Origin of the sequence: Psychrobacter sp. UBA3480, from assembly GCF_002377945.1 — a bacterium.
GTDB lineage: Bacteria > Pseudomonadota > Gammaproteobacteria > Pseudomonadales > Moraxellaceae > Psychrobacter.
The window spans coordinates 119,317-144,792 of record NZ_DFQV01000021.1 but is presented as its reverse complement, the minus strand read 5'-3'; the positions used below and the strand labels follow the sequence as shown (position 1 = coordinate 144,792).

18 protein-coding genes are annotated in these 25,476 nt (G+C 42.2%); 3 read left to right on the top strand and 15 right to left on the bottom strand.

The features are described from left to right. The 9 genes from B2863_RS10230 to B2863_RS10190 all read right to left on the bottom strand — a co-directional run. A partial coding sequence (locus B2863_RS10230; protein ID WP_296210075.1) for a BLUF domain-containing protein occupies window positions 1-441 on the bottom strand: 441 nt, incomplete at its 3' end. A gap of 148 nt (window positions 442-589) precedes the next feature. Next, window positions 590-949 (bottom strand): hypothetical protein, encoded by a 360-nt coding sequence (locus B2863_RS10225; protein ID WP_201607260.1) that lies wholly within the window; start codon window positions 947-949, stop codon window positions 590-592. Window positions 950-2,039: 1,090 nt separating this feature from the next. Further along, window positions 2,040-3,824, bottom strand: a complete 1,785-nt coding sequence (locus B2863_RS10220; RefSeq protein WP_296210037.1) for an acyl-CoA dehydrogenase C-terminal domain-containing protein — start codon at window positions 3,822-3,824, stop codon at window positions 2,040-2,042. A 348-nt stretch (window positions 3,825-4,172) separates the two neighbouring features. After that, window positions 4,173-5,966, bottom strand: a complete 1,794-nt coding sequence (locus tag B2863_RS10215; protein WP_201571754.1) for an acyl-CoA dehydrogenase C-terminal domain-containing protein — start codon at window positions 5,964-5,966, stop codon at window positions 4,173-4,175. 590 nt (window positions 5,967-6,556) lie between these two features. Beyond that, window positions 6,557-8,269, bottom strand: a complete 1,713-nt coding sequence (locus B2863_RS10210) for a putative bifunctional diguanylate cyclase/phosphodiesterase (protein WP_296210033.1) — start codon at window positions 8,267-8,269, stop codon at window positions 6,557-6,559. Window positions 8,270-8,431: 162 nt separating this feature from the next. Continuing rightward, window positions 8,432-9,337, bottom strand: a complete 906-nt coding sequence (locus B2863_RS10205) for a 16S rRNA (uracil(1498)-N(3))-methyltransferase (RefSeq protein ID WP_296210030.1) — start codon at window positions 9,335-9,337, stop codon at window positions 8,432-8,434. 300 nt (window positions 9,338-9,637) lie between these two features. Then, window positions 9,638-10,516 (bottom strand): methylenetetrahydrofolate reductase [NAD(P)H], encoded by an 879-nt coding sequence (metF, locus tag B2863_RS10200; protein WP_166739256.1) that lies wholly within the window; start codon window positions 10,514-10,516, stop codon window positions 9,638-9,640. After that, on the bottom strand, window positions 10,500-11,924 hold the full coding sequence (gene ahcY, locus B2863_RS10195; RefSeq protein WP_191113667.1) for an adenosylhomocysteinase: 1,425 nt from the start codon (window positions 11,922-11,924) through the stop codon (window positions 10,500-10,502). Before ahcY ends, metF begins: the two co-directional genes overlap by 17 nt. Before the next feature lie 354 nt (window positions 11,925-12,278). After that, entirely contained in the window at window positions 12,279-14,198 is a 1,920-nt protein-coding gene (locus tag B2863_RS10190) for a TonB-dependent receptor plug domain-containing protein (protein WP_296210025.1), read from the bottom strand. A gap of 505 nt (window positions 14,199-14,703) precedes the next feature. On the opposite strand from B2863_RS10190, the gene B2863_RS10185 reads away from it, so the two are divergent. Continuing rightward, entirely contained in the window at window positions 14,704-16,629 is a 1,926-nt protein-coding gene (locus tag B2863_RS10185) for a mechanosensitive ion channel family protein (protein ID WP_414706935.1), read from the top strand. A 60-nt stretch (window positions 16,630-16,689) separates the two neighbouring features. On the opposite strand, the gene B2863_RS10180 is transcribed toward B2863_RS10185, so the two are convergent. The 5 genes from B2863_RS10180 to B2863_RS10160 form a co-directional block, all read right to left on the bottom strand. Next, window positions 16,690-17,322 (bottom strand): DNA-3-methyladenine glycosylase family protein, encoded by a 633-nt coding sequence (locus B2863_RS10180; protein ID WP_296210019.1) that lies wholly within the window; start codon window positions 17,320-17,322, stop codon window positions 16,690-16,692. A gap of 207 nt (window positions 17,323-17,529) precedes the next feature. After that, a complete protein-coding gene (locus tag B2863_RS10175) occupies window positions 17,530-18,261 on the bottom strand; it encodes a Smr/MutS family protein (RefSeq protein WP_296210016.1) in 732 nt (243 codons plus the stop codon). Between the two features lie 107 nt (window positions 18,262-18,368). After that, window positions 18,369-19,238, bottom strand: a complete 870-nt coding sequence (trpC, locus tag B2863_RS10170; RefSeq protein WP_296210013.1) for an indole-3-glycerol phosphate synthase TrpC — start codon at window positions 19,236-19,238, stop codon at window positions 18,369-18,371. Window positions 19,239-19,408: 170 nt separating this feature from the next. Then, entirely contained in the window at window positions 19,409-20,530 is a 1,122-nt protein-coding gene (trpD, locus tag B2863_RS10165) for an anthranilate phosphoribosyltransferase (protein WP_296210009.1), read from the bottom strand. Window positions 20,531-20,628: 98 nt separating this feature from the next. Then, complete coding sequence (locus tag B2863_RS10160) at window positions 20,629-21,252, bottom strand: anthranilate synthase component II (protein ID WP_296210006.1); 624 nt, start codon at window positions 21,250-21,252, stop codon at window positions 20,629-20,631. Window positions 21,253-22,080: 828 nt separating this feature from the next. On the opposite strand from B2863_RS10160, the gene glnA reads away from it, so the two are divergent. Further along, complete coding sequence (glnA, locus tag B2863_RS10155; protein WP_057760355.1) at window positions 22,081-23,490, top strand: type I glutamate--ammonia ligase; 1,410 nt, start codon at window positions 22,081-22,083, stop codon at window positions 23,488-23,490. 201 nt (window positions 23,491-23,691) lie between these two features. Then, window positions 23,692-24,435, top strand: coding sequence for a DUF4124 domain-containing protein (locus B2863_RS10150; protein ID WP_296210004.1), 744 nt, complete (start codon window positions 23,692-23,694; stop codon window positions 24,433-24,435). Window positions 24,436-24,557: 122 nt separating this feature from the next. Here B2863_RS10150 and B2863_RS10145 read toward each other — a convergent pair whose 3' ends face one another. After that, window positions 24,558-25,274 carry an SIMPL domain-containing protein gene (locus B2863_RS10145; protein ID WP_296210002.1) on the bottom strand — a complete coding sequence of 239 codons (717 nt, stop codon included), beginning with the start codon at window positions 25,272-25,274 and terminating at the stop codon, window positions 24,558-24,560. Between the last annotated feature and the right edge of the window lie 202 nt (window positions 25,275-25,476).

The following is a 25,476-nucleotide window of genomic DNA, read 5'->3' as shown; positions in this document are numbered from 1 at the left end:
ATCGTAATAATGAGTCGCTATGGCATTGTTATTGCCTAAATTGATAAAATCTTGCAGACGTGCTTTTTGCTCAAACGTAAAAGCATCTAATGTCTGTTGATGGTCTTCAATAAATGTCTTAAAAATAGGGCCTTGATCGATAAAATCAAAGATACTGACCCTCCACTTATCGAAGCTACGCTTCGTCACTTTTTCGTCGACAAACACCCATATATCGTTATGCCTAGGATCAGCCAATACCTTTTTCATCAAGTCATCGATCTCGATAGCCGGCCCTTCTAGCACTTGCACGTACTGGCCTCGGCGATAGGATAGAACACCTGTGATTTGCGCGGCTGTATTGCGTTTGCGAGATATCTGTACGATGTTTGACAAACCGGCAGGCAGATTGATACCGCGCTCATTGGCTGTGGTTCTACTGACATACGCAATACATTTCATGTTGCCCTCACTTAAATAAGGCATATAAAGTAGCTTGTTCAATGATGACGATAGCTACTGATAATTAAGGGGTGAGTATTGAGTCATCGCTCTTTAAAGTGGCAGCAATAGCAATGACTCAATAATAAGAAGCGTGATTTTAGCTTATTTATACTTCAAGCTTAGCTTCGATGCCTTGTACTTTACGGCGCGCCAAAGCTAGGTTTGATTTGGCTTTATCGAGTACCAAGTACAAAAACAAACCTTCGTTATGCGCTGATGGGCGAATGATATGAATCTGTGATTCTAGAGTAATCAAGATATCATCGATATCACCTTTGATACCTAATGATTCCATCGTCGCCATTTTGGCTTTGACCACTTGCGAGTTACCCGCACCAGCAAGCTCTAAATCGACGCCGCCACCAGCCATGCCTAGTACCATGCCTGACATATAGTCGACAATACAGGTACCCATAGCGCCATCAACTTGCATTAACTCTTGTAAAGACTGATCGATATTTGACATTTTCTTTCCTCAATTATTTTAAATGGTGAAGCACTTATACTTTATTTTAAAAATAAAGTGATTGTTTGTGCCGTATTTTATCTAAAGCTATCACTGTATATTAATAATAAAACCACACTATGATTAGTGAATCTAAATTATTATATTTAACTAATTAGATAATTTACATAATAACTTCAGTGGCAGCTATTATAGTAAACAATTCGACTCTTAGCATCACTATAACCAACCAGTCATCGCTATATAGCTACCGCTTAAAGAAGCAATCAATAATTATTGAGCTTTTTGTTCTTTGTTAGCGTGGTAGGCTGGTCGTAATATTCGAGAAAAGCTGTTTGGCCTGCACTATTTTTAATCCAATATCATCTAATGGAATAACTCATAATGACTGACTTAATCATAAAAAACGCCCGATTAGCGACTCATAAAACCCTTGTAAATATCTTAATAACAGACCAGCATATTGCTCGTATTGAGGATATAGCTGACGATAATGCTAACAGCCAAGACAGTCAGTAAATCCATCAGCCGCGAGTTACGATGCTCAAGGTAACTTTGTCTGTGGCGGCTTTTATGACAGTCATACTCATCTGGATAAAGCCTGTATTTTAGATCGCTGTACTATAGAACAAGGAAACTTAGAAGAAGCGGTAGAGGAGACGGGAAAAGCGAAAGAGGCGTTCACGGAAGCAGATGTGTACGCGCGTGCCTCAAGAGTGATTGAGATGGCTATAAAAAAAGTACCGTCGGGCTGCGCACTTTCGTTGAGACCGATCAAAAAACAGACCTACGTAGCTTTGAGGCGATAAAACGCGCGCGTGATACCTATGTTTTTGCCATTAATATAGAGATTTGCGCCTTTGCGCAATCGGGTCTCACTAGGGCGTGTCCTTAATACAATCGACAGTCACCTAAATGGACTAAAATGGCTAAATACTATCAAACGGCGTCAAATTACTCACGAATATCTTGATATCCATAGATTTCCATAGCATAGACCTATAACACAGACCAAATGGTTTGGGCAAAAAAAGGGACAGTCACCTAGCTGTCCCTTTTTTATATATTTTAATGTGCCAATCGCGACCGATTAGCTAGCAGGTACATCAAAGTAATCAAGATCAAAGTTCATCATTGGATCACTACCGGCTTTGACCATTTTTGCATGAGCATCGATACGCGGTAGGACACGGCCAACGAAATAGTCAGCAAGCTTGGCTTTATTGGTATAAAACTCGCCTTCTTTTCCATTAGCGGCTTCTACCATCAACGCAAACATGTATGAGTAAGCAAGGTAGCCAAACGCATGCATGTAGTCAACCGCACAGCCATTGATTTCGTTTTTGCGTTCACCGATGTTGTTAAGCACAGTGGTGGTTAACTCTTCAATGGTATCTGCTGCATTTAACGTAGCTTGTTTGATAGCGTGATCTGCTTGCATGTTGCTAACAAAGTCACGAATCTCACCCAAGAAATGAGTGACGTACTTGCCGTTGTTACGAGCAACCTTACGACCTAGTAAGTCAAGCGCTTGAATACCGTTGGTACCTTCATAAATCTGCGCAATACGGGTATCACGAACGATCTGCTCCATACCCCATTCGCGGATATAGCCATGACCACCAAAGACTTGCTGACAATCAACAGTGGCTTCCAGTGCTTTATCAGTCAGGAACGCTTTAGCAACTGGTGTCAGTAGGGCAACACGAGCTGCAGCTGCTTTGGCTGACTCAGGATCGGTACTAAACTTCTCTTCATCAAGGTTTTTGGCAACGTACATCGCAAAACAGCGCGATGCTTCAGTGTTTACTTTGGCGTTCAATAGCATACGGCGGACATCAGCATGATGAATAATAGCATCAGCAGGTTTTTCTGGGCTTTGTAGCTGGGTATCGCTACGGCCTTGACCGCGGTCATTGGCATATAACGCTGCATTTTGATAGGCAAGCTCAGAACCACCAAGGCCTTGCAAGCCCATAGTGACACGCTCGTAGTTCATCATGATGAACATAGATGATAGACCAGTATTTTCCGCGCCAACCATCCAGCCTTTGGCGTTATCAAAGTTCATGACACAAGTCGCAGAGGCTTTGATACCCATTTTGTGTTCGATAGAGCCTACCGCTAACGTATTGCGCTCGCCTAAGCTACCATCTGCATTGACCAAGAATTTTGGTACGACAAATAGCGAGATACCTTTTGAGCCTTCTGGTGCATTTGGTGTTTTTGCCAATACCAAATGAATGATGTTGTCAGTAAGGTCATGCTCACCACCAGTGATAAAGATTTTGGTACCAGAGATATCATAGCTACCATCATCATTAGGCACAGCTTTGGTTTTGATAATACCCAAATCAGTACCAGCATGCGGCTCTGTCAAGCACATAGTACCCGCCCATTCGCCGTTGTACATTTTTTCTAGATAAGTTTGCTTTTGCTCTTCAGAGCCAGCTGCATTTAAACAAAGCGTCGCACCGACTGTTAGGTTTGGATATAGGGCAAATGATTGGTTGGCAGTGAAAACCATCTCTTCGGTGAGCATGGTAACCATTTTAGGGAAGCCCTGACCGCCGTATTCAGCATTACCGCTTAAGCCAACCCAGCCTGATTCAGCATATTGCTTGTAGGCTTCTTTGAATCCTGTTGGAGTCGTGACGATGCCATCACCTTCGAAAGTTGCGCCTTCTTCATCACCGCTACGGTTAATAGGAAGTAGAATGTTTTTTGACAGTTTTCCCATTTCTTCTAAAATCATATCGACAGTTTCCATGTCGACATGAGCCAAGTTTTCGTTGTTTTGCCAAAACTCTGGCGCTTTGAATACGTCATTTAAGATAAAGCGCATGTCATTAAGAGGGGCATTATAAACAGCCATAAACATTCCTTTGGTTCAAATAATTAAAATTGAAGTTGTTAAGATTATCAACTGTTCTCTTGGTATAACCTTAGCGATTAATAATCAAAGTTTAACAAATAAGCTTGTGAGCGAGTGTATTTCTTCGTGAATTGTGCGTACACCAAAAGTTAGCAGCGGCTATTGAAGTGCTTATAGACACCTCACTGACAACTATAATGTGAGAAGGTAGATAGGTCGGTGCTTATAGATAGTTGCTACTGTTAAAACTATGTCGATAGTCGTCATAAGCATACGCAAAACAAAGCGGCAACACACCGAAGTATGTTGCCGCTCAGGATTACACGATTGCAAAGTTTAGCGCTTTAATTAAAAGGCAAACTGATCAACGTCCATGCTCATGTATGGCTCTACACCAGTGCTGATACGCTGTACGTGCGTAGTAGTACGTGGCAATAGCTTAGCAAAGTAGAACTGAGCCGTTTTAACTTTAGCGTCATAGAATGCTTTTTCGCCAGTACCGTTTGCGATAGCAGTCTGAGCAACCAGTGCCATACGTGCCCATAAGTAGGCTAGGGTGACATAACCACTGAAATACATATAGTCTACTGCAGCGCCGCCGACAGCGTCTGGCGTTTCAGTTGCTTGCATGCCGATGCGTGCAGTCAAATCGCCCCATTCTTTAAGATGCTTGGCAAGTGGGCGAATGAACTGACCCATCTCGTCATTTTCTTTGTTTTCTTCACAGAATTCTTGGATAACGTTTACAAAGTTCGCAAGTAGCTTACCTTGTGAACCTAGGACTTTACGGCCTAACAAGTCAAGTGCTTGAATCTCTGTGGTACCTTCGTATAAGCAAGAAATGCGCGTATCACGTACGTTCTGCTCCATACCCCATTCACTAACGAAACCATGACCACCATAAACCTGAATACCATGGTTGGCAGCTTCCAGACCTGTTTCAGTCAAGAACGCTTTAGCAATTGGTGTCAGTAGTGACAACATTTGGTCAGCAAACTTCAACTCTTTGCCTTCGCCTTTTGCGACGGTATCTGCAAAGTGTGAGAGATAATACACTAGCGCACGACCACCTTCAGCAAAGGCTTTTTCAGTCAATAGCATGTTACGAACCGCTGGATGTACGATGATAGGGTCAGCCGCTTTCTCTGGTGCTTTCGTACCTGATAGTGAACGCATCGCTAAGCGGTCTTTTGCATAAGTCAATGAACCTTGGAACGCATACTCTGCTGCAGTCAAACCTTGCACAGCAGTACCGATACGTGCCACGTTCATAAAGGTGAACATACACTGTAGGCCACGGTTTTCAGGTCCAATCAAGTAACCCGTTGCGCCATCGAAGTTCATGACACAAGTTGCAGAAGCTTTGATACCCATTTTGTGTTCGATAGAGCCACAAACGACATTGTTGCTTTCGCCAACGCTACCATCTGCGTTGACCGTCATTTTTGGGACAATAAACAATGAGATACCTTTGGTGCCAGCAGGTGCGCCTGGTAGACGAGCCAAAACAATGTGGATAATGTTATCAGTTAGGTCATGCTCACCTGCAGAGATAAAAATCTTTTGACCCGTGATGCTATAGCTACCATCTTCTTTAGGCTCAGCTTTGGTACGGATAATACCCAAGTCAGAACCCGCATGCGCTTCAGTAAGACACATGGTGCCTGACCATTCGCCAGTGACCATTTTTTCTAAATAGGTTTGTTTTTGCTCGTCAGTACCATGATGCTCGATGGTTTGAATAGCACCATGTGATAGGCCAGGGTACATAGAGAATGACCAGTTAGCCGTACCAACCATTTCATTGATGACAGTAGATAATGAGAACGGCATGTTTTGACCGCCAAAATCTTCTTCAGCAGATAAAGCAGGGAAGCCAAGCTCACAATACGCGTCATAAGCTTCTTTAAAGCCTTTTGGCGTGGTGACCTTACCATTATCAAACTTACAGCCTTCAGCATCACCGCTTTGGTTCAATGGTGACAGTTCGTTTTCAGCAAAGCTTGCAGCCATTTCAAATAGGCTGTCCATTAGCTCACGGTCAGCTTCTTGGAACGCAGGCAAAGTTTTGTAGTGGCTTTCACTATCGAGTAGTTCATGCATAACGAATTGGATATCACGTAAGGGCGCTTTGTATTGCATAACTTCCTGTCCTTTTTGGAATGTAACCGATCATAGCCAATAATGAGCATATGGTCGCACTATCCTCTAGTGCGTTATTCTTACCTAACCAATCTGAAAATCTAAATAAAGGATAAACAGTAAAGCAGGTCAACCATGCTATCGATTACATAAAATAGTGTTGAAAAGAGTGGTGATTGTCAGAGTCAATGAGAGATTAAATGTGCTCTAACAAATTCACTATAAAAGATAGGCTTTCATAGGTGATTATACAAGTTTGGTGACAGGACTGATAAGTCATGAACCTATCTTGCATCGGTTATGCAATCGACGTTAGGCGCTAGGAAACAGAAGTATTAAGCATATGAAAACTTTAATGTTACTAAGACAGATAGTCCTTTATATGATTAGTATGAACGTGAAAAAACGACAGCCAAAAAAATAGCGTTCGCCATAAAGACAAACGCATCGGTATAAATGACAACACTATTTGGTAGAACCGAGCCTGTAAGTTATTTCACAGGTATAAATGCGATAAACCGTGATAAACATTAAACATGCTCGTATGCTAGGAGTCTGAACATAGTAGCTTATAGTTAATAGCTTAGTATTTACTCGGAAGTGTTTTGCTTAATCAACATTGCAGTGGCGACATCAGCAGCCACGGGTTTGCTAAACCAATAGCCCTGACCAATTTTGCAACCCATATCTAATAACACATCGCGCTGCTGCTCAGTTTCGATACCTTCAGCAACGACCTGCATGTCTAAAGCGACTGCTAAGTCTAAAATGGCTTTTACAATTGCGTGCTGGGTACGATCGGTTTCAATATTGGAGATAAAGCTCTTATCAATCTTGATAAAATCAAATGGATATTCTTGCAAGTAGCTTAATGACGCATAACCAGTACCGAAATCATCTAGCGCTAGACGTACGCCAAGCTCTCTAAGCGAGTTAAGCTGTTTTTTTACATTGTCATGACGCTGAATCAAAGACGACTCGGTCACTTCGATATGCAACTGATGGGCAGCAACGTCATTTTCTTCCAGTAGTGTGCTCACCATATCAAAGAAGTCAGGGTGGCTGAACTCAGCAGCATCAGCGTTGATACAGACGTGTTGATGAAACCCTTGCTGTTGCCAAACAGAGAGTTGTTTGACAATTTTAATGGCCAGTTGCGAAAACAAATCAAAGGAGAGCTTGTGCGCGATAATGGCATTGATAAAATGAACGGGTTTGAGTAATCCGCGAGTAGGATGTTGCCAACGTACCAATGCTTCAAAACCTGTGATAGCCCCAGTTTCCAATGAGAACTTTGGCTGATAATAAGGAACGAACTGGCCTTCAAGGGTAGCAGTCCTAAGCTCAGACTCTAGCTCTAAGCTACCAGCGGTGGCGCTTTCAATTACCTCGTCGTACCAGCGAATATCATCGCCACCATGCTGCTTGACATAGTCCAATGCTTTTTCTGCTTTGGTCAATAAACCGGTTACTTCGTTATCGTCTTTTGGAAAACAGCTGACACCCACAGAAATATGGTAATAGATATTTGCATCTGTTGCATGGCTCTTATCAGTAGAAAAGGGACGCTCACACATTTGCATGAGTGTATCTAATTGATGACGTACCATATTGGCATCTTTAACCTCAAACAGTAGCGCAAAATCATCACCACCAAAGTGAGAAAAGGAGCGTAAATTATGTAGTTTGAGCTTCTCGACTTCTTCTGCAAAGTTTTTTATCAAGTCATTGGCACCATCAGGCCCTAGTAAGCTGGCAAGATTACGATAACGATCAATATTTAAACGTACAAGGACAACCTCTTGGTAACTATCCAATAGCATGTCACTTGTCTGACTCAAAAATACCTTACGGTTAGGGAGGCCTGTGAGCTGATCATAGTTGAGTAAATGGGCGACCTGTTTTTGATCTTTAATAACTGCAGACATATCACGCAGCATACCAATATGATAAGCCATTTGATCTATATAAATTCTGCGATAAGTAATATGACAGTCAATATTCTGTCCATAACGGTTGGCCATCGAAAAATCAAGTTCATAAAAACCATGTTCGTTTAAGTTTTTCTTGATATCTTTTAGAATTACTTGCTCTGCTTCTGATAAAAATTCAGCAGCATATATACCAAGTGGACGACCGATTAAAAACTCTTCTTTGTAGCCAATCAAAAGCTCATAGCTAGGATTGACAGATAAATAACGTAGATTTTCGTCTAGTATAAATATGGCATCTTCAATTCTCTCACACAGTTCGGTCATTAACCGTTGCTTAATCGATGCTGGGATAGTGTCAAAATCGCTCATAATAATGGCTCACAAAATAATGGCTTATAAAATAATGGCTTATAAAAATAAATATGGTGATTCAACTTCTCAACATTGAGCTAAGATCACTTTTAAGTCTACAAAATATAAAACAAAAGTTCTACTTTTAAATTTATTAATGATAATGACTATTATTATTGGTTATAGTTTCCAGCTATACAAGGCGGATATAGTAGACAAAGCAACCACTGGTGCGGTCTCAGTGCGTAACACTCTTGTACCAATTTGCCAAGGCTTAAAGCCAGCACTCTCCGCTTGCTGACATTCATCTTGACTCAGACCACCTTCAGGTCCAATCAGTAGTTTAATATAAGGAGTTTGTTTTTTAAGCACATCAGGTAGAGCACTAGGCATGGCAGGTTGTCCTGCTGCTGGTACGCTCATTTGCATACATAAATCTGAAAGACCGTCTAATATCTGGTAATAAGGATCTTGACTAAGCACAGAAACGATAGAACTGACGGCCATTTGCGTCTTTGTAACGTCAGTAGCCATAGCCTCAGTAGTCTTAGCATCAGAATTGGTATTGCTTAGCCATTCATTGATAGATTGTGGCGCAAGAATGAGGGGCGGACGATTAAGACCGCATTGTTCACAAGCGGCAATCGCTACTTGTTGCCAATGTGCCAGTTTCTTTTCAACTTGAGCAGGTTTCAATGTGACTTCACCATGATGGCTGCTGAGCAACTGAATAGCAGTCACGCCAAGTTCGGTCGCCTTTTGTATCGCATAGTCCATACGTTCGCCTCGGCTCATTACTAAGCCGATTTGAGTGATAGTAGGTGCCGTACGATCGTCGTCTATATGTGTAAGCAAAGTAGCAGTGGCATTTTTTTTACTGATTGCCTGTAGCTCTACTGTATATTCGCCGCCAAATCCATCGAACAAAATCCCTTGATCACCAATATTGGCTCGTAGTACACGGCACCAGTGATGGACAACGCTATCTGGTAATTCGACATTGCTACCTAGCGGTAACTCATCCAATTTAGGTAGTGATGAGGCATCAGCATTGTCGTTGTTAATGGCATAAAAAAAACGTCGCACGTGGTCTTATTCCTATTATTTGATTGAGTATAGTTATTATTAGATCTATAGAATATCACTTGAGACAATTAATGACATTTGTTTTATGAGAATTTTTCTTAATAAAGAAAATTATTTTTAGAGCAGCATTATTACACAGTGAAGAAATTTTTAAAAATCAAATAAGATAAAGTGTATGAATAAAATGGTAAAGGGCTATTGGTCAAAATTTTGACAATAAAAAACTGACGCTCCTAGAAGCGCCAGTCATTAATAATGTATTCAGGAATGATTAAAGGATATTCTAGAACGCTTAAGTATTTAAGCAGTCAATCCCAAAGCTTCTACTAAGCGTTTGTTTGGCTCAACTTTGTTCATGCTATAAAAGTGCATAGCAGGGACGCCCTCGGCAATCAAACGTTCACACAAGCGATAAACCACATCAAAGCCAAACTCACGAATAGCCTTACGGTCATCACCAAAATCCGTCAGCTGTTTACGTACATAGCGCGGAATATCAGCGCCACAGCTATCAGCAAAACGCAAGAGATTGCTCGAATTGGTAATTGGCATGATACCAGCGACCAAAGGCTGAGCTACTGTATCAATACCGCGTTTCTCTAACTTATCACGCAAGTACAGATAGCTGTCAGCGTTGTAGAAAAACTGGGTAATCGACGCATTGGCACCAGCTTGGTATTTATTTACCAGATTATCGATATCAAACTCAAAGCTACGCGCTTGTGGGTGCATCTCAGGGTAGGAAGCCACTTCGATATGGAAGTGATCACCTGAATGCTCACGAATGTACTTTACCAAATCTACCGCAAATGGTAGCTCACCCATGCCCACCTGACCTGATGGCAAGTCGCCGCGTAGCGCTACTAAGCGTCTAATACCTAAAGTCTTATAATACTCGAGCAATTCAGCGATTTCACTTTTGTCATCGCCAATACAAGACATGTGCGGCGCGATTTCAGTGGTACCACGCGCACTTAGTGCCTGTACGATATCTAAGGTGCGGCTACGGGTTGAACCGCCCGCACCATAAGTTACCGAAAAATAAGCTGGCGACAACTTATTAAGCTCATCATAAGTGCTGAGAAGCTTTTCGTGACCTTGCTCGGTCTTTGCAGGAAAGAACTCAAAGGAGAAAGCAGGCTTACTCACAGTCAGGCTCCTTTTAGTATTTATAAGCATCAGGCTTGAATGGACCTTCAACTGGCACACCCAAATACTCAGCTTGCTTTTGGGTCAGCTTGGTTAGCGTACCGTTAAAGCCTGCAACCATCGCAGCGGCTACTTCTTCGTCTAACTTTTTAGGCAATACTTTTACGTATAGGTTGTCAGTACGTTGGTCAGCTGGCAAGTCAGCGAATTTTTCTTCGAACAGATACATTTGAGCCAATACTTGGTTGGCAAATGAGCCGTCCATCACGCGTGATGGGTGACCAGTTGCGTTACCTAGGTTTACTAGGCGACCTTCAGCAAGCAAGATTAGATAATCGTTTTCATCGTCTGAGCGGAAGATTTGATGCACTTGTGGCTTGATCTCAACCCAGCGCCAGTTATCACGCATAAACTGAGTGTCGATTTCGGTGTCAAAGTGACCGATGTTACATACCACAGCACCAGGCTTAAGGGCTGCTAGCATATGTCTATCACAAACATGGTAATTACCAGTAGTCGTGACGATCATGTCAGTGTCTTCAAGCAAGCGCTTGTTGATACTGGCTGCGCCGCCCGTGTTGTCACCGTCGATGTATGGTGATAATACTTCAAAGCCGTCCATACATGCCTGCATCGCACAGATAGGGTCAACTTCTGAAACACGTACGATCATGCCTTCTTGGCGTAAGCTTTGTGTAGAGCCTTTGCCTACATCACCATAACCGATAACCAAAGCGCGGCGACCAGCAAGGAACATATCGGTAGCGCGTTTGATAGCATCGTTTAAGCTATGACGGCAGCCGTATTTATTATCATTTTTAGACTTGGTAACTGCGTCGTTGACGTTGATAGCTGGCACTTTAAGCGTACCTTTACCAAGCATCTCAACCAAGCGATGAACGCCAGTAGTGGTTTCTTCTGAGATACCATGGATGTTATCAAGCAGCTCTGCATAATCGCTGTGAATTAAAGCAGTCAAATCACCGCCATCATCCAAGATTAAGTTAGCATCCCAAAGTTGGCCTGACGCTTCGCCGCCAACATGTACTTGCTGACGTAGGCACCATTCATACTCTTCTTCTGTTTCGCCTTTCCAAGCATAGACAGAGATACCAGCAGCAGCAATCGCAGCAGCAGCATGGTCTTGGGTTGAGAAGATGTTACATGAAGTCCAGCGTACTTCAGCACCTAGCGCGACGAGTGTCTCGATAAGGACCGCAGTTTGGATGGTCATGTGGATACAGCCAGCGATTTTCGCGCCTTTAAGCGGCTGGTCGGCTTCGTAGCGACGACGCAAGCCCATTAGGGCAGGCATTTCAGCTTCAGCAAGGGTGATTTCACGACGGCCGTAATCAGCAAGGCTGATGTCAGCAACTTTATAGTCAGTAAAAGAGGGATCGATCGTATGGGCAGATGGTGTAGTAGACACTGCGTCCATAATATGCTCCTATCAGTGGTTAACGAATGATAAAAAGAATAAAAACGCAGGTGCCGTTGTTTGCGCTGTGAGCGACCAAAAATATGGTCTCTCGACAGTTAACCGAGCCTAACATAACCTGTGATTGCATAACTATAGAATGTTAATGCAGTAAATCACTGTTATGGCGCAACACCTCTCGGAGGTCGTTATTGTAATTGATGAGTCATGAATTGTCACCTCTTGGATAACATAAATAGCTGACGGTATAGGCACGTAAGATGGGAAGCGGTAATATGTAGCAATAAAAAAGGCCATCGATGGATGACCTTTTTTATTCTCATTTCAGACAGTCCAAATAGTACTAAGAGAAAATTAGTACCAGTTGTAGGTTAGAGAGGTAAAGTAGTTAATACCGTCAGTATTATAGCCAATATCTGTTATATACTCTTCGTTAGTGATGTTATTTAGACGTGCAGTCATAGATAAATTATCAGTAAGTTTGTAGTTACCACTGATGTTCAGCAATCCATAGTTGTCTACAAATTGAGAGTCAGTATTGGTAATTCTGCTGTAATAGTCCCCTACATACTGATATTCAGCGCGTATATCTAAACTTGGCAGACGGTATCCGACATATACCAAGCCCTTGTGTTCAGGACGGTAGGGAAGAGAGTTGCCATCATCACTTCCACCACTACTGTCTTCTGCCTTCTGGTAATCATAGCTGCCGCCAAACAGATAGTCGTTCATTTCCCAGTCAGAAGTTAATGAGATACCTTTGATTTTAGCTTCATTGATATTTTGACTAGCTCCTGCATAAGGATTGCTAGGCGTAGGGCTTGCGACGTAACTGATTAAATTTTCAACATCATTATAATAGCCAGTGAGACGTGTAGACTGTAGCAGAGTGTTGTATTCAGCAAAAGCTTCGTAGTTGTCGCTAGTTTCAGGCTTTAGATCGGGGTTACCACTATATACAGGGCTTAAATCATTAAAAACAGGTGCGCGGAAGCCTTTAGCATAGCTCGCACCAACGCGGAAATCAGGACTAAGATGCATTGCACCGCCCAAATTATAGGTGGTTTCATCACCATAGCGTGAGTCATCATCGTAGCGTAGGTTGGCTTGTGCATCAAAGCGGTCATTGGCGATGACATAGCCAGCAAAGGCACTTTTGACATTACGGTCATCAATACTGTAAGCCGTGCTGTCTAAGTCTTGAGTGAGGTATTCGAGACCATAAACACCTTCACCAGCTAGCAGCTTGTTTTTACCAACTAAGCTAATCTGGTCTTGAGTACCATCGAATACATTTGGATACTTAGCATAAGACTCGCTTTTATCAATAGAGTGACCATATTGGAGCTTAACAGAGGCATCAGGCATATATTGCCAGTCGACATAAGCTTGTGCTGCGCCGTTTTCTTGATCAGCATGAGCGTCTTCAAAAGTACCATCGTCATATTCAGTAGTGGATTTACTATACAAGATGCTAGCACCTGTCAGTAACGTGTCGCTAAAACGCTGATTGACTGCTAAGCTTACACTGTCGCTCTCAAAACCATCAGCGTCTTTGTTATAAGGGTCGTTTTGATTACTGGGATCTGGTCGGGTCGCATTGATACCATCTGTTTCGTTGTGACTGGCCGAAAGGCTTAATGTAGTACCATTAGTATTGGCAAGTTGTGCGCTCGCACCATATACGTAATGATCGTTTGAGCCGATACCTGCGGTAACTGACATGCTACTTCGATCTATATTGCTGCCTTTAGTGAATACTTGAATCACACCACCCATCGCATCCGCACCATAGATGCTAGAACCTGATGCACCATAGAGAACTTCAATTCGATCAATTTGATCAGCAGGTAGCAAGTTTAACGCGGCGCCTCCAGCACTGACTGAGCTATAACGTATACCATCAATCAATACGAGGACTTGTTTGCTATCGTAGCCGCGCATATAAAAGTTTGAAGAAGCGCCAAGACCACCGTTTTGTTTAAAAGCAATGCCTGGCTGACGTTTGAGTACGTCCAAAACGGTTTGACCTTGATAACGTTGTAACTCTTCTTTATCGATTACTCGTGTTTGCGCAATTACATTACTTGTCTTAGCAGGTGTGCGAGTGGCTGTCACGACAATTTCATCAAGCTCAACCTGTGGTAAGTCACTACTACTGATAGCCGTATCTTGAGCGGTAGCTGCCATTGCAGTATTTACTGCAAGTAAGCTAAGAACGCTCAAAATACTTAAACGAAGATAGGTACGTGAAGATGCACGTGATACAGACATAGTCGATTCCAAAGTAATCAAGTTAAAAATGCAGAAATGCAGAAATGAGAAGTAACTATTATGACGTAAAAGGGGTCAAAAGTTACAAAAAACAGTATATAAGCAAAACTGTGCTCATTATCTACAAATTAACCTGCTTTATAAACTACTTTAACCTAATCTTTATTCAGGATAGGCTGAATGTCATTCATGTTAGCTTACTAAATAGTCTATTAAAAATTAATTTACCTAAATATTTTATGAGCATCTTCTTAGTTTTATAAGAGAAAGCTGTCTTAATAAATACTTATTATTAGAAATGCACATAGAGTAAAAAATCAAATACCAATACAGTTAGCTACAAAATTGCGTAATCAAAAGTACTGCTGTTATAAATAATTGTTACTATAGTATGGACATCACCTGTCATTTATCATGCCATTTTTAAACTAAGAGGTTTGTTTTGTCTATCAAGCATAATCTGACTCCCAGTCCTTTGCCTAATTTATTCTCTGCTATTACTAAAATGCCAATTATAGTCGCAATGTTATTATTGACTATGCTGTTGAGCATTGCCTTGCCAAATAATGCTTATGCTGTCGAGGCTGGTGCGCTTGGAGTGGGTAATGACAGTAGTGGAGAGACAGTAAGTACGCCATTGCCTGATTCGTTTGGCCGAGATACGCCGCGTCATACGGTACAAGGGTTTATCAGTGCGCTGGGTGAAAATGATTATTTGCTGGCAAGTAATTATCTCAACTTATCAAAGTCCGATAACCCAACGACCGTTGTGCGACAGTTTAAACAGGCACTAGATGCAGGTGGGCGTTTTCAGCCGGATCTACAGATTAGTAACTCACCTGAGGGTAATCTAACTGACCAGCTGCCACCTAGCCAAGAAAATGTCGGTGTGATTAATATCGGAGAGCGAAGTGTTCCGTTACTACTCGAAAGGGTGGTCTCAAAACAGAATGAGCAATATTGGCAGTTCTCTAGCGATACGTTGACCTCAGTACCAGAAGTGATAGAAAATACTGAGCCGACCTTAGTATCGCGCTACACGGTTGATTCTTTAGATGGTAAAAAGCTTTTCGGCTATCAGCTAGCTGATTTGGTTGCCGCGCTCACCATGATTGTGACTAGCTTTGTACTTACTTATGTCGCGGTATGGTTGCTATACCACTTATTAAGGATTGTTTATCCGTATTTGCGTGGTACGCCATTGCCGTTACCTAACAAAGTAATATTGCCACTCTCTGTGGTCATTATGGCATTGATACTATCAGAAGTGATGGTTTATGCAGGCGTATCGGTGACACTACGTGAGCCAGTCAATCGCTTTACGGATATAGCCTCTTGGTTGGCGCTGACTTGGCTACTATTACGAGTGATCGATGCGATATTTACCCGAGCGGTAAATCTGAGCTACAAGAAAAACTATACTGAGCGTGTCTCAATTTTGGGACTGCTGCGTAAGGTCGTCAAAGCGCTATTACTGATATTTGCAGTGATTGTTATTTTTGGCAATTTGGGTTTTGATTTGACCACTGGTATTGCCGCACTGGGTGTGGGTGGTTTGGCGTTGGCCCTTGGTGCGCAAAAGACAATTGAAAACTTAGTTGGTAGTGTCGTCGTCGTCGCAGATTCACCTGTGCGTATCGGTGACTATTGTAAGTTTGGTACTTACGAAGGCACAGTTATCGACATTGGTATTCGCTCATCGCGTGTACGGACCTTGTCGCGGACGATTGTTACGGTACCAAATGGTGACTTTTCATCGATGCAGATCGAAAACTTTACCTCTCGCGATATGTTTCGTTTTTTCCACTACTTATATATTAAGCGTACCGCTGATCTTGACGTAATATTCAAAATGGTTAATGACTTGGATGAATTTATAAAAGAGCATGATTTGACCAATCAAGAATGGAATCAGGTCAATATTTTGGAGCTGCGCCAAGATTGCTATGTTATTCAGTTGCAAGCTTATGTGAATGCTATTGGTATCATTGAGTTCTATGACAAACAAAACGCTTTGTTTGTCGATATATTAAAGAAAGTCGCGAAATATAAAGTAGAACATGCATTGCCGACTCAGCAGTTGATTGTTAATCAAACGGAGCTTGAACATCATGTGGGAAGTAGTACTGATGAATCAGCAGAAGGAAATGAATCAGATAACAGTAGTAACTCTGCTAATAATGAAGTGTCTGATAACAAGGAAGTAAACACAAGCGTATACAGGAAAGATTACAACGACGATGGCGTTGATATTCGTAAAGATAGCGACAAGGCTAAAAATGATGTTGCAAGTCACCACAAATTCTCTATGGCGACCGTCAGCAGAAGTGGTGCGCTTAAGGCACTAAAGCATAAAAGTCATATGCTAAGAAAAAGTAAGTTTAAGCACACTAAAAACAAGTCTGGCTTCTCTATATGGAACCAGCCTTAAAAGAGACTCTTTGCTCACGAATGGTAATGAATAACACTAGCTCAGTTTTTGCCCAATTAGTTATAAAGGTACTGCGGTTTTATCACGTAATGAGCCGTAGTACGACCAAAGCAATAGACTGGCAGCACTGCGACAAGGTGACCAGTGCTGAGTTAGGTCTTTAAGCTGCTTGGGTGTTGGGCGCTCTGCTAAGCCTAACAACTCCATGGCTGCAACTTTAATGGCCAAATCATCAACAGCGAGTATGTCTGCACGTTTTAATGAAAATAATAAATACATCTCAGCTGTCCAGCGCCCAATGCCTGTCACAGCTGTTAGAGTTGTTATGACCTCTTCATTTGGTAAAGTTTCTAAGGCTGCAAAGTCTATATCATGATCCACTAAAGAGCGTACATAACGAGTTTTTTGCTTAGAAAATCCTTGCGTCTTCAAACTATCGTCTGTCGCTTCACGTATTGCTTGCGGGGTAATCAATTCTGCATCAACCAACCGTTTCCAAATACTGGCAGCGGCGGCAACTGATAGCTGCTGACCGACCATCGCTCTCATCAACTGCTCAAACCCACCTGCGTTATGCCTAAGATTAGGTGTCCCGACCTGCTTATGCACAGAAGCAAACCTTGGTTCAAGTACGATCAACGCAGCAATCTGCCGTTCTAGTTCGTTGGTGTTTTCAATAGTCTGTATGCTCATAGTGATTTCGCTTTGCTAATTAGAAGGAGCTCAAGTAAAGATATTAATGCAGAATGAGAAGCTAACATTAAATGGAATGTACATTAAAGAGAGCATTCATTAAAGGAAACATCGTTGCAGTCTACGTCTAAACCATAAGTGATTGATATAAAAAGGACTGCAAATAAGCAGTCCTTTTTATATAGTACCGTATCACTAACAATAGACCTATTCGCCATCTGCTTTAGGTTTTTTAAGTAGTACTAGTACAGCACCGTTACCACCATCTTTTGGTGGCGCAGAGCAAAAAGCTAATACTTCTGGCAATTGACGTAACCAGCCGTTAATACAGGTTTTTAGAATCGCTTCGCTACCTTTACCATGGACGATTTTTACCATGGTTTCGTTGTTTTGCTTGGCTTGGCTCAATAGTTGAGTCATCGCTTCGCGAGCTTCTTCTATTGTACAGCCATGGATATCTACCGCATCATACCAACGCAGCTTGCCTTTTTTGAGCTGATCAAAGATTTTATTTTGCAGTGTAGGCTGCTTATAAGACAAATAAGCTTCAGCAGCAACAGGGTTCAGTAGTGCTTGCATATCTGACAAGCCTGCGCCTAAATCACTGGCTTCACTACCTTGAGCCGCCGCACGTTTTGATAGTGTCGCTGCATCAGGCTTACCTGCTTTAGTTGCGCTGGCAGGTGAGCGGACATTTTTGTCTTCTAGCTGATTGACACCATGCATGGCTTGCATAAACAGAACTTTATCGTCATCGATGTGTTCACTATCTAGCTGCTTGACTGTCTTTTTTACTTGCTTTTGAGTCGGTAGCGACACTGGCTCAGTCGGCTTTTGATTCTCACCTTCAGGTGAATTGGTATCACGGCCCTTGCTCAGCTGGCCTTTAAGTTCTTTGAGCTGGTCTTGCATTTCTTTTGAAAACAGAGAGTTTGACATAAAAGTTAACGTATCGTTGATTGATGAATGGTTGATTGAACTATGTATATAGCGCAGACATTGTTCAAGCTATTAGCATATATTTAAGCATAAATTATTGAGTTACTTTACCCGTCCGCTGCGACGCCCGCAAGTAAGGATTGTAACGCTTGCCCTGGATGATCAGTTTTCATAAATTGCTCACCGATTAGAAAGTGCTGAATCTCATTACTTAGCATGAGACGAATATCATCACTGCTATGAATGCCACTCTCGGTCACGATAAGTGGTTTTTGTTTAGCGCTATCAGCAGCGAGTGCGTCGTTTAAAATATTCTTAAGATCAAGCGTGGTTTGCAAGTCAACATCGAAGGTATTTAAATCACGGTTATTGATACCATAAATATTGTGTACTGAGCGTGGCAATTGTAGCGCACGCTCAAGCTCAGATTGGGTATGCACTTCTATCAATACGTCCATACCAAGCTCAATACTCAATGCATGTAGCTCTTGCACTTGCGCATCATCTAGGCATGCCATAATGAGTAGGATGCAGTCAGCGCCCATTAGGTAAGATTGATAGATTTGATAGACATCAATCATGAAGTCTTTACGTAATATCGGTAGACTTGAGGTATTAGCCGCCTGAATAAGGTAGTTGTCATCGCCCTGAAAGTAATCACGATCGGTCAATACAGACAGACAACTAGCGCCTGCTTGCTCATACTGCTGCGCAAATAGAGCAGGGGTAAAGTTATGATTGATAATACCTTTAGACGGTGAGGCTTTTTTAATCTCAGCAATGATACCGATACCATTTTCTTTAGTGCCAGCAGCACGTAATGTCGCGGCAAAACCTCGACGCGGTTTATCATCAGCTGCGACCTGTGCTTTCAAGTCCTCTAAAGACAATGCTTCGCGAGCGGCTTTTACTTCTTTTACTTTGGTGGCGACAATGCGCTGTAGCACTGACGGTATGTCTGAATGGATTGTGGTCATACTGGTATCCGAATATCGTTAAATGTAAATATAGTCAGAGAGCTATTAATAACTACTAAATGGCTACGGCGTTGCCCGTCCTAGATGTACGATTTGTACAATCTGTGGTCGGCTGCCTTGTATCCGTTTTAGATTTCTTTGACTATAGACAGTAGATGAGTGCTTATAAGTTAACCTTGAGCGACTAGCTGTTGGGTATAGTTGGCTAAAGATTCAAGTTTGAGTAAAGCATCGCCATTTTGAATGATTTTCTGTGCTCGGCTAACACCGTTAGGGTAGTTACTAGCAAGTCCTGCGATGTATATCGCGGCACCTGCATTTAGCGCAATCATATCACGTGCTTTAAGTACGGCATGGTCATGAGTGTCGGCTCCAGATAGCGCAGCACGAATCAGCTCTAAACTTTGTGCTGGAGAGTCGACATCTAGGCCGATAAGAGTTTGGGACTCGATACCCGCATCTTCTGGCATCATGTCATAGACTGATATCTCGCCATCTTTTAGCTCAGCGACTGTGGTCGAGGTTGCAAGACTGATTTCATCAAGACCATCTTTTGCGCCTACTACCATGACATGACGTGCGCCTAAGTTTCTCATCACCTTAGCAATCGGCTCACATAACTGCGCGGTAAACACACCGATGACTAAATTTGGCGTGCCAGCAGGGTTGGTCAATGGGCCTAAAATATTAAAGATAGTACGTGCCTTTAGCTCACGGCGTACAGGGTTGGCGTAACGCATGGCGCTGTGATGATTAGGTGCAAATAAAAACCCGATACCTTGATTTTCGATACAGTCTTTTGCTTGAGCTGGCGTAAGCGCAAGACTGATACCTGCTTGCTCAAGCAAATCTGAGCTACCAGATTTGGTCGAGACGCCGCGATTGCCGTGCTTAGCAACTTGTGCACCAGCTGCCGCAACAACTAATGCCGATGCAGTTGAGACATTGAACAAGTTAGCACCATCACCGCCAGTACCAACGATATCTACCAAGTAATCGCAGTTCTTTGGTTCAATGTTGGCGGCTAGTGCACGCATGGCGCTGGCTGAAGCAGTAATCTCGTCAATGGATTCGCCTTTCATGCGTAATCCCGTCAAGATAGCGCCCATCATAGCGTCGCTGCATCTACCTTGCATGATAATCAGCATCACTTGATACATCTCATCAAAAGTTAAATCGATGTGTTGAAATATTCTACCCAAAGCTGTGGTTAGCAATTGATGCGTTTGCTCGTCAGACAATTTTGTAATACTCTCTGGCGTGTGCGTTTCTTCTATTTTTGTCGTACTCATTGTGGTCTCGCTTACTATTATTTTTTATATGAATCTGTGTGAAATTTGGCATAGGCTCATGAAAGCAGCATTTTTTACCAAAGTGCTTTTAGGCAAATCTAGCCAACTTGTGGTAGCTCATCGGATGTCAGAGTAGCCAAGCCATGAGTCTGTAAAAAGTTATTGAGCAATTGATAACCTGCTTCGCTCAATATCGACTCAGGATGAAACTGAACACCTTCTACAGCCAGCTCCTTATGGCGGATACCCATGATTTCCTCAATACTACCATCGGCATTTTGTGTCCATGCGGTAAGTTCAAAGCAGTCTGGTAGGCTTGTCTTGTCAATGACGAGCGAATGATAACGCGTAACCTGTGACGGGTTAGGTAATCCATCAAACACACCTTGCTCGTTGTGATAGATAGCTGATAAACGGCCATGCATGACTTCGCCGGCTTTGACTACTTGACCGCCAAAGGCTTGACCGATAGCTTGATGACCCAAGCAAATACCCAGTATAGGAATAATTCCTTTAAATGTCTCAATGGCTTGCAGCGAAATACCTGCACGGTCAGGATCGCACGGACCTGGGCCAATCACAATAACATCAGGTGCAAGGGTTTTAATCTGCTCAATGCTGACCTGATCATTACGCCAGACAGTGATGTCCTGCTTTAGCTCACCGAAGTACTGTACGATATTGTACGTAAAGCTATCGTAATTATCGATCATCAAAATCATTAAGGCTTCAACTTATCAGTTTTATTATATTTTTAACATGAAATTTGTTCTCACTGTTATCGAATCACTTGATTGCCGAACACAAGCAGCTATGACTATAACAGAGGAGGTTATTGCGCGCGGTTATCTTACCACTATTTTGTTTTCTATCAAATGTAGGGTACGGGCTATCTAAGTAAGCACCAAGTAAAAACATATTTTTTATTATTTTGTCGACAAATAAAATAACGTAGTCGGAACCAATGTTATAAGTTCAGCTATTAACATTGCACCAGAAAGTAGCATTTCAATAATTTACATACTTGTATTTGCACCAATTAAGTGCCTTTGGTTCTCAGCTGGTGCTCTAATTAAGTGCTATTCTAAAACTGAATTTGATGGGAATTAATGAATATATAACGATATTAATCGTATAAATCACTGTAAATATTGATAATTATATCTGCCTACAACTATATCTGTGGTTGGAGTGCCAATACATTGGCATAGCCTTTGCATTATTGCTGTTATGATTATTTTTAAAGCCAAGAAATTGGTCTAAAAATAATTATTAACAAGAGCCCGAAGAGTTCAGCATTATGAGTTATATATTGCTAGAATGTCGTTAGGATTGAATTGGCGTATGTTGGACCATGTGCACAAATATTGGTCTGATTGAGTAAACGCTTTAGATGAGCATCTTGACTAATACGTAAAATAGTGCTGATAATAAGCATAATATCGAATGCGCTGTTTTAGTATTGAGAGCACATCTGACATTCTTGGACAAGAACATCATATTAATAATTTTAAATCGCAATTACGTGATCAACACAACGGAGACTATTCATGTCGAATAAACTATTAGATCTTATCCAATCCTCTAATGCTAAATGGGTTGATTTTCGCTTTACTGATACACGCGGCAAAGAGCAGCACATCAGCTTCCCAGCGCATACCGTTGATGAAGATGTCATGGAAGATGGCAAAATGTTTGATGGCTCATCAATCGCCGGTTGGAAAGGTATCGAAGCGTCAGATATGATCTTGCGTCCTGATCCAGAAACTGCTTTTGTTGACCCGTTCTTTGACGCGGTGACTGTGGTAGTGACTTGCGATATCATCGAGCCATCAACGCTACAAGGTTATGACCGTGACCCACGTTCTATCGCACGTCGCGCTGAAGAGTATTTAAAGTCTACTGGTATCGGTGATACTGCTTATTTCGGTCCAGAGCCTGAATTCTTTGTATTTGACGATGTTAAATGGTCAGTCGATATGTCTGGCGTTAGTCATAAGATCACGGCTGAAGAAGCAGCATGGTCGACTAACGAGACTTACGAGTGGGGCAACATGGCGCATCGCCCACGTGTGAAAGGCGGCTATTTCCCAGTACCACCGATCGATAGCTCACATGACATGCGTGCTGTTATGTGTGAACGCATCGAAGAAATCGTTGGTGAAGGTTCGGTTGAAGTTCATCACCATGAAGTGGCTTCTTGCCAGTCTGAAATCGGTGTTGCATTCAACACGATGGTACGTAAAGCGGATGAAGTTCAGCAATTGAAATATGTTGTTCATAACGTTGCGCATCAGTTTGGCAAAACAGCGACCTTTATGCCTAAGCCAATCGTTGGTGATAACGGTTCAGGTATGCACGTACATATGTCAATCTCAAAAGACGGTGTAAACACATTCTCTGGTGATGAGTATGCTGGTCTGTCTGAAACAGCATTGTATTTCATTGGCGGTATTATCAAGCATGCTCGTGCGTTGAACGCGATTACTAACCCATCAACGAACAGCTATAAGCGCCTAGTACCACATTATGAAGCGCCTATCAAACTTGCTTATTCAGCATCTAACCGTTCAGCATCTATCCGTATTCCACACGTAAGCAGTCCGAAAGCGGTACGTGTAGAAGCACGTTTCCCTGATCCAACGGCTAACCCATACCTAGCGTTTGCTGCATTGTTGATGGCCGGCCTTGACGGTATCCAAAACAAAATGCATCCAGGCGAAGCTGCGGACAAAAACTTGTATGACTTGCCACCAGAAGAAGAAGCACAAATCCCAACGGTTGCAGAGAGCTTAGACGTTGCACTACAAGCATTGCGTGACGATCATGACTTCTTATTAAAAGGTGATGTCTTCACTGAAGACATGCTAGAAGCGTTTATTGCTTTGAAAGAAGAAGAAGTACAACGTTTGAACGTAACTGTACACCCTGTCGAATTTGACATGTACTACAGCTGCTAATTAGTCGCTAAAACACTCATTTATTTTGAGTCACAAAACCAGCTAAGGTTAACTTGGCTGGTTTTTTTATGCGTATTAATAAAGTGTATCAGTCCAATTGCTGAATTTTCTTTGAAATCGCTACTGATTTCATGTCAAAACTCACGCATAATAGTTTTATAAAATTATATTAATAGTAGACACTATCTAGGTTGATGGATTATGACTTTATTAGCAAAACCGAGTTTCTTGAAGAGTAGGATTAGAGTTGGGTTATGGACTACGGTTGCTCTCGCTAGTCTTTGTACATCTCTCACGAATGCTGCACCTATTTACAAAGTGGTCGATGAGCAAACCGGTCAAGTCACCTTTACCGACCGTCCACAGGATTATGAGCAGCAAGTTGGCAAACAAGTCAGTCAAATGGCTATTACGACGGGTAATGAGACGAGCAGATCAACTAGTCTGAATACGACAACCAATCCTAATACAAGTCGCCAATCATCAAATGCGTCGCAGACAGTGACTGCTACTGAGTCGCCTGCGATAAATACTAAGGTTACCACGCCAGTAAACTATCAGTTAGCCATTACTGAACCTAGCGAAGAGAGAGCCTATCGTCGTCCCGTACAGAATATCGATGTCAATGTGCAGATTAAGCCTGCGTTACAGGTAGGGGATAGTGCCCGTATTTATTTTGATGACAAAGAGGTTGCACAAGGTTTGAGCGCGTCTATTGCTACTGTTGATGTTTTGCCAGGTACTCATACAATTAAGGCCATTATACAAAGCGAAACTGGCCAAACACTTGAGCAAATTACACGTACTGTATATGTGATTCAAAACACGACCACATTGCAAGACAACAAAAGAAAGGCAGCGCAGCTGCTGGCTTATCAAAAGCTCGCTTGGTATCAAAAATTGATGCTAAAACTGCGTCAACAGGAAGTTGCTAAGTCACAATAATGGTCTCAATAACGATTGAATATCATGAATAGATATCGCTAGCAAAATAAAAAGGCAAGCACCGTTAACGATGCTTGCCTTTTTTAATGTAAATCACTTATTTTATTGAACTATAAGCTGTCTTATTTAGTTAACTCGATAGTACCGTTAGCAGTCACCGAAATAGTACTGTTGCCAGACTCAAAGCTTTGACTTGGTACTGACTCGTCTGCCATTCCTGATTTCATGCTCATAGCGCTATACATCGGACGTGGATAGTTGCTACCTGTGTTTAGGTTAACATTGACGACGCGGTAGCCACGAGCATCCCACGCGCGGGTAAGGCTCTTAGCTTGCTGCTGAAAAGCACGAGAGGCTTCGGTCATTAATTTTTGCTCTAGCGCATCCTTTTTGGTGTCTGATACACCAAAGTTAAGATTGTCCATCACTAAGGTTTCTTGCAAATCAGCAATAAGCTGGCTAGTCGCTGAAAAGTCTGTACTTTTTAAGTCTATGTTTGCTTGACCTGTCCAGCCAATGATTTTATCGTTTTTGTCGTAGCGTGGATAGGTGCGCTGTTGCCCTGTGCTCACGGTCACGCTAGGGTAGTGCTTGGCGATTTTCATAGCATTGTTGATTGAGGTGTTAAGCATTGTAGCTAAAGTTTTAGAGTCAGTGGCCTGTGCTTTCTTGTACAAGCTGGCGCGTACTTCGTCGTTCTGAATCTCTTCTTTTATTTCTGTCTGAAATGTCAGTTGATCATAGCCTGTTGGCTCTGCATGGGCGCTACCCATCATCGCTGTCATGAGACAAACCGTACCAGAAGCTAGTGCTGCTTTATTCAATAAAGTATTTTTCATTATTATCTCCTAAATTGATTCTAATAATATATAAATGACAATTATCAACGCTCATTCATACATGAAAAGTTGTCCCTATTGTTCTCTAGAAATCGACATGGGTGCAACTTCATTCACTAAAATAGCAAAATTCATATAAGTTGCTGTGAGAATTTTGTGACCTAAGTTACTGATATAATTTGTGCTCATACATTGCGGACCT

What these genes read in the sequence shown, in the direction of transcription:
- B2863_RS10225 (WP_201607260.1), bottom strand. Translation starts at nt 949, where the DNA reads ATGTCAAATATCGATCAGTCTTTACAAGAGTTAATGCAAGTTGATGGC.
- B2863_RS10220 (WP_296210037.1), bottom strand. Translation starts at nt 3,824, where the DNA reads ATGGCTGTTTATAATGCCCCTCTTAATGACATGCGCTTTATCTTAAAT.
- B2863_RS10215 (WP_201571754.1), bottom strand. Translation starts at nt 5,966, where the DNA reads ATGCAATACAAAGCGCCCTTACGTGATATCCAATTCGTTATGCATGAA.
- B2863_RS10210 (WP_296210033.1), bottom strand. Translation starts at nt 8,269, where the DNA reads ATGAGCGATTTTGACACTATCCCAGCATCGATTAAGCAACGGTTAATG.
- metF (WP_166739256.1), bottom strand. Translation starts at nt 10,516, where the DNA reads ATGCTTATAAATACTAAAAGGAGCCTGACTGTGAGTAAGCCTGCTTTC.
- ahcY (WP_191113667.1), bottom strand. Translation starts at nt 11,924, where the DNA reads ATGGACGCAGTGTCTACTACACCATCTGCCCATACGATCGATCCCTCT.
- B2863_RS10190 (WP_296210025.1), bottom strand. Translation starts at nt 14,198, where the DNA reads ATGTCTGTATCACGTGCATCTTCACGTACCTATCTTCGTTTAAGTATT.
- B2863_RS10185 (WP_414706935.1), top strand. Translation starts at nt 14,704, where the DNA reads ATGCCAATTATAGTCGCAATGTTATTATTGACTATGCTGTTGAGCATT.
- B2863_RS10180 (WP_296210019.1), bottom strand. Translation starts at nt 17,322, where the DNA reads ATGAGCATACAGACTATTGAAAACACCAACGAACTAGAACGGCAGATT.
- B2863_RS10175 (WP_296210016.1), bottom strand. Translation starts at nt 18,261, where the DNA reads ATGTCAAACTCTCTGTTTTCAAAAGAAATGCAAGACCAGCTCAAAGAA.
- trpC (WP_296210013.1), bottom strand. Translation starts at nt 19,238, where the DNA reads ATGACCACAATCCATTCAGACATACCGTCAGTGCTACAGCGCATTGTC.
- trpD (WP_296210009.1), bottom strand. Translation starts at nt 20,530, where the DNA reads ATGAGTACGACAAAAATAGAAGAAACGCACACGCCAGAGAGTATTACA.
- B2863_RS10160 (WP_296210006.1), bottom strand. Translation starts at nt 21,252, where the DNA reads ATGATTTTGATGATCGATAATTACGATAGCTTTACGTACAATATCGTA.
- glnA (WP_057760355.1), top strand. Translation starts at nt 22,081, where the DNA reads ATGTCGAATAAACTATTAGATCTTATCCAATCCTCTAATGCTAAATGG.
- B2863_RS10150 (WP_296210004.1), top strand. Translation starts at nt 23,692, where the DNA reads ATGACTTTATTAGCAAAACCGAGTTTCTTGAAGAGTAGGATTAGAGTT.
- B2863_RS10145 (WP_296210002.1), bottom strand. Translation starts at nt 25,274, where the DNA reads ATGAAAAATACTTTATTGAATAAAGCAGCACTAGCTTCTGGTACGGTT.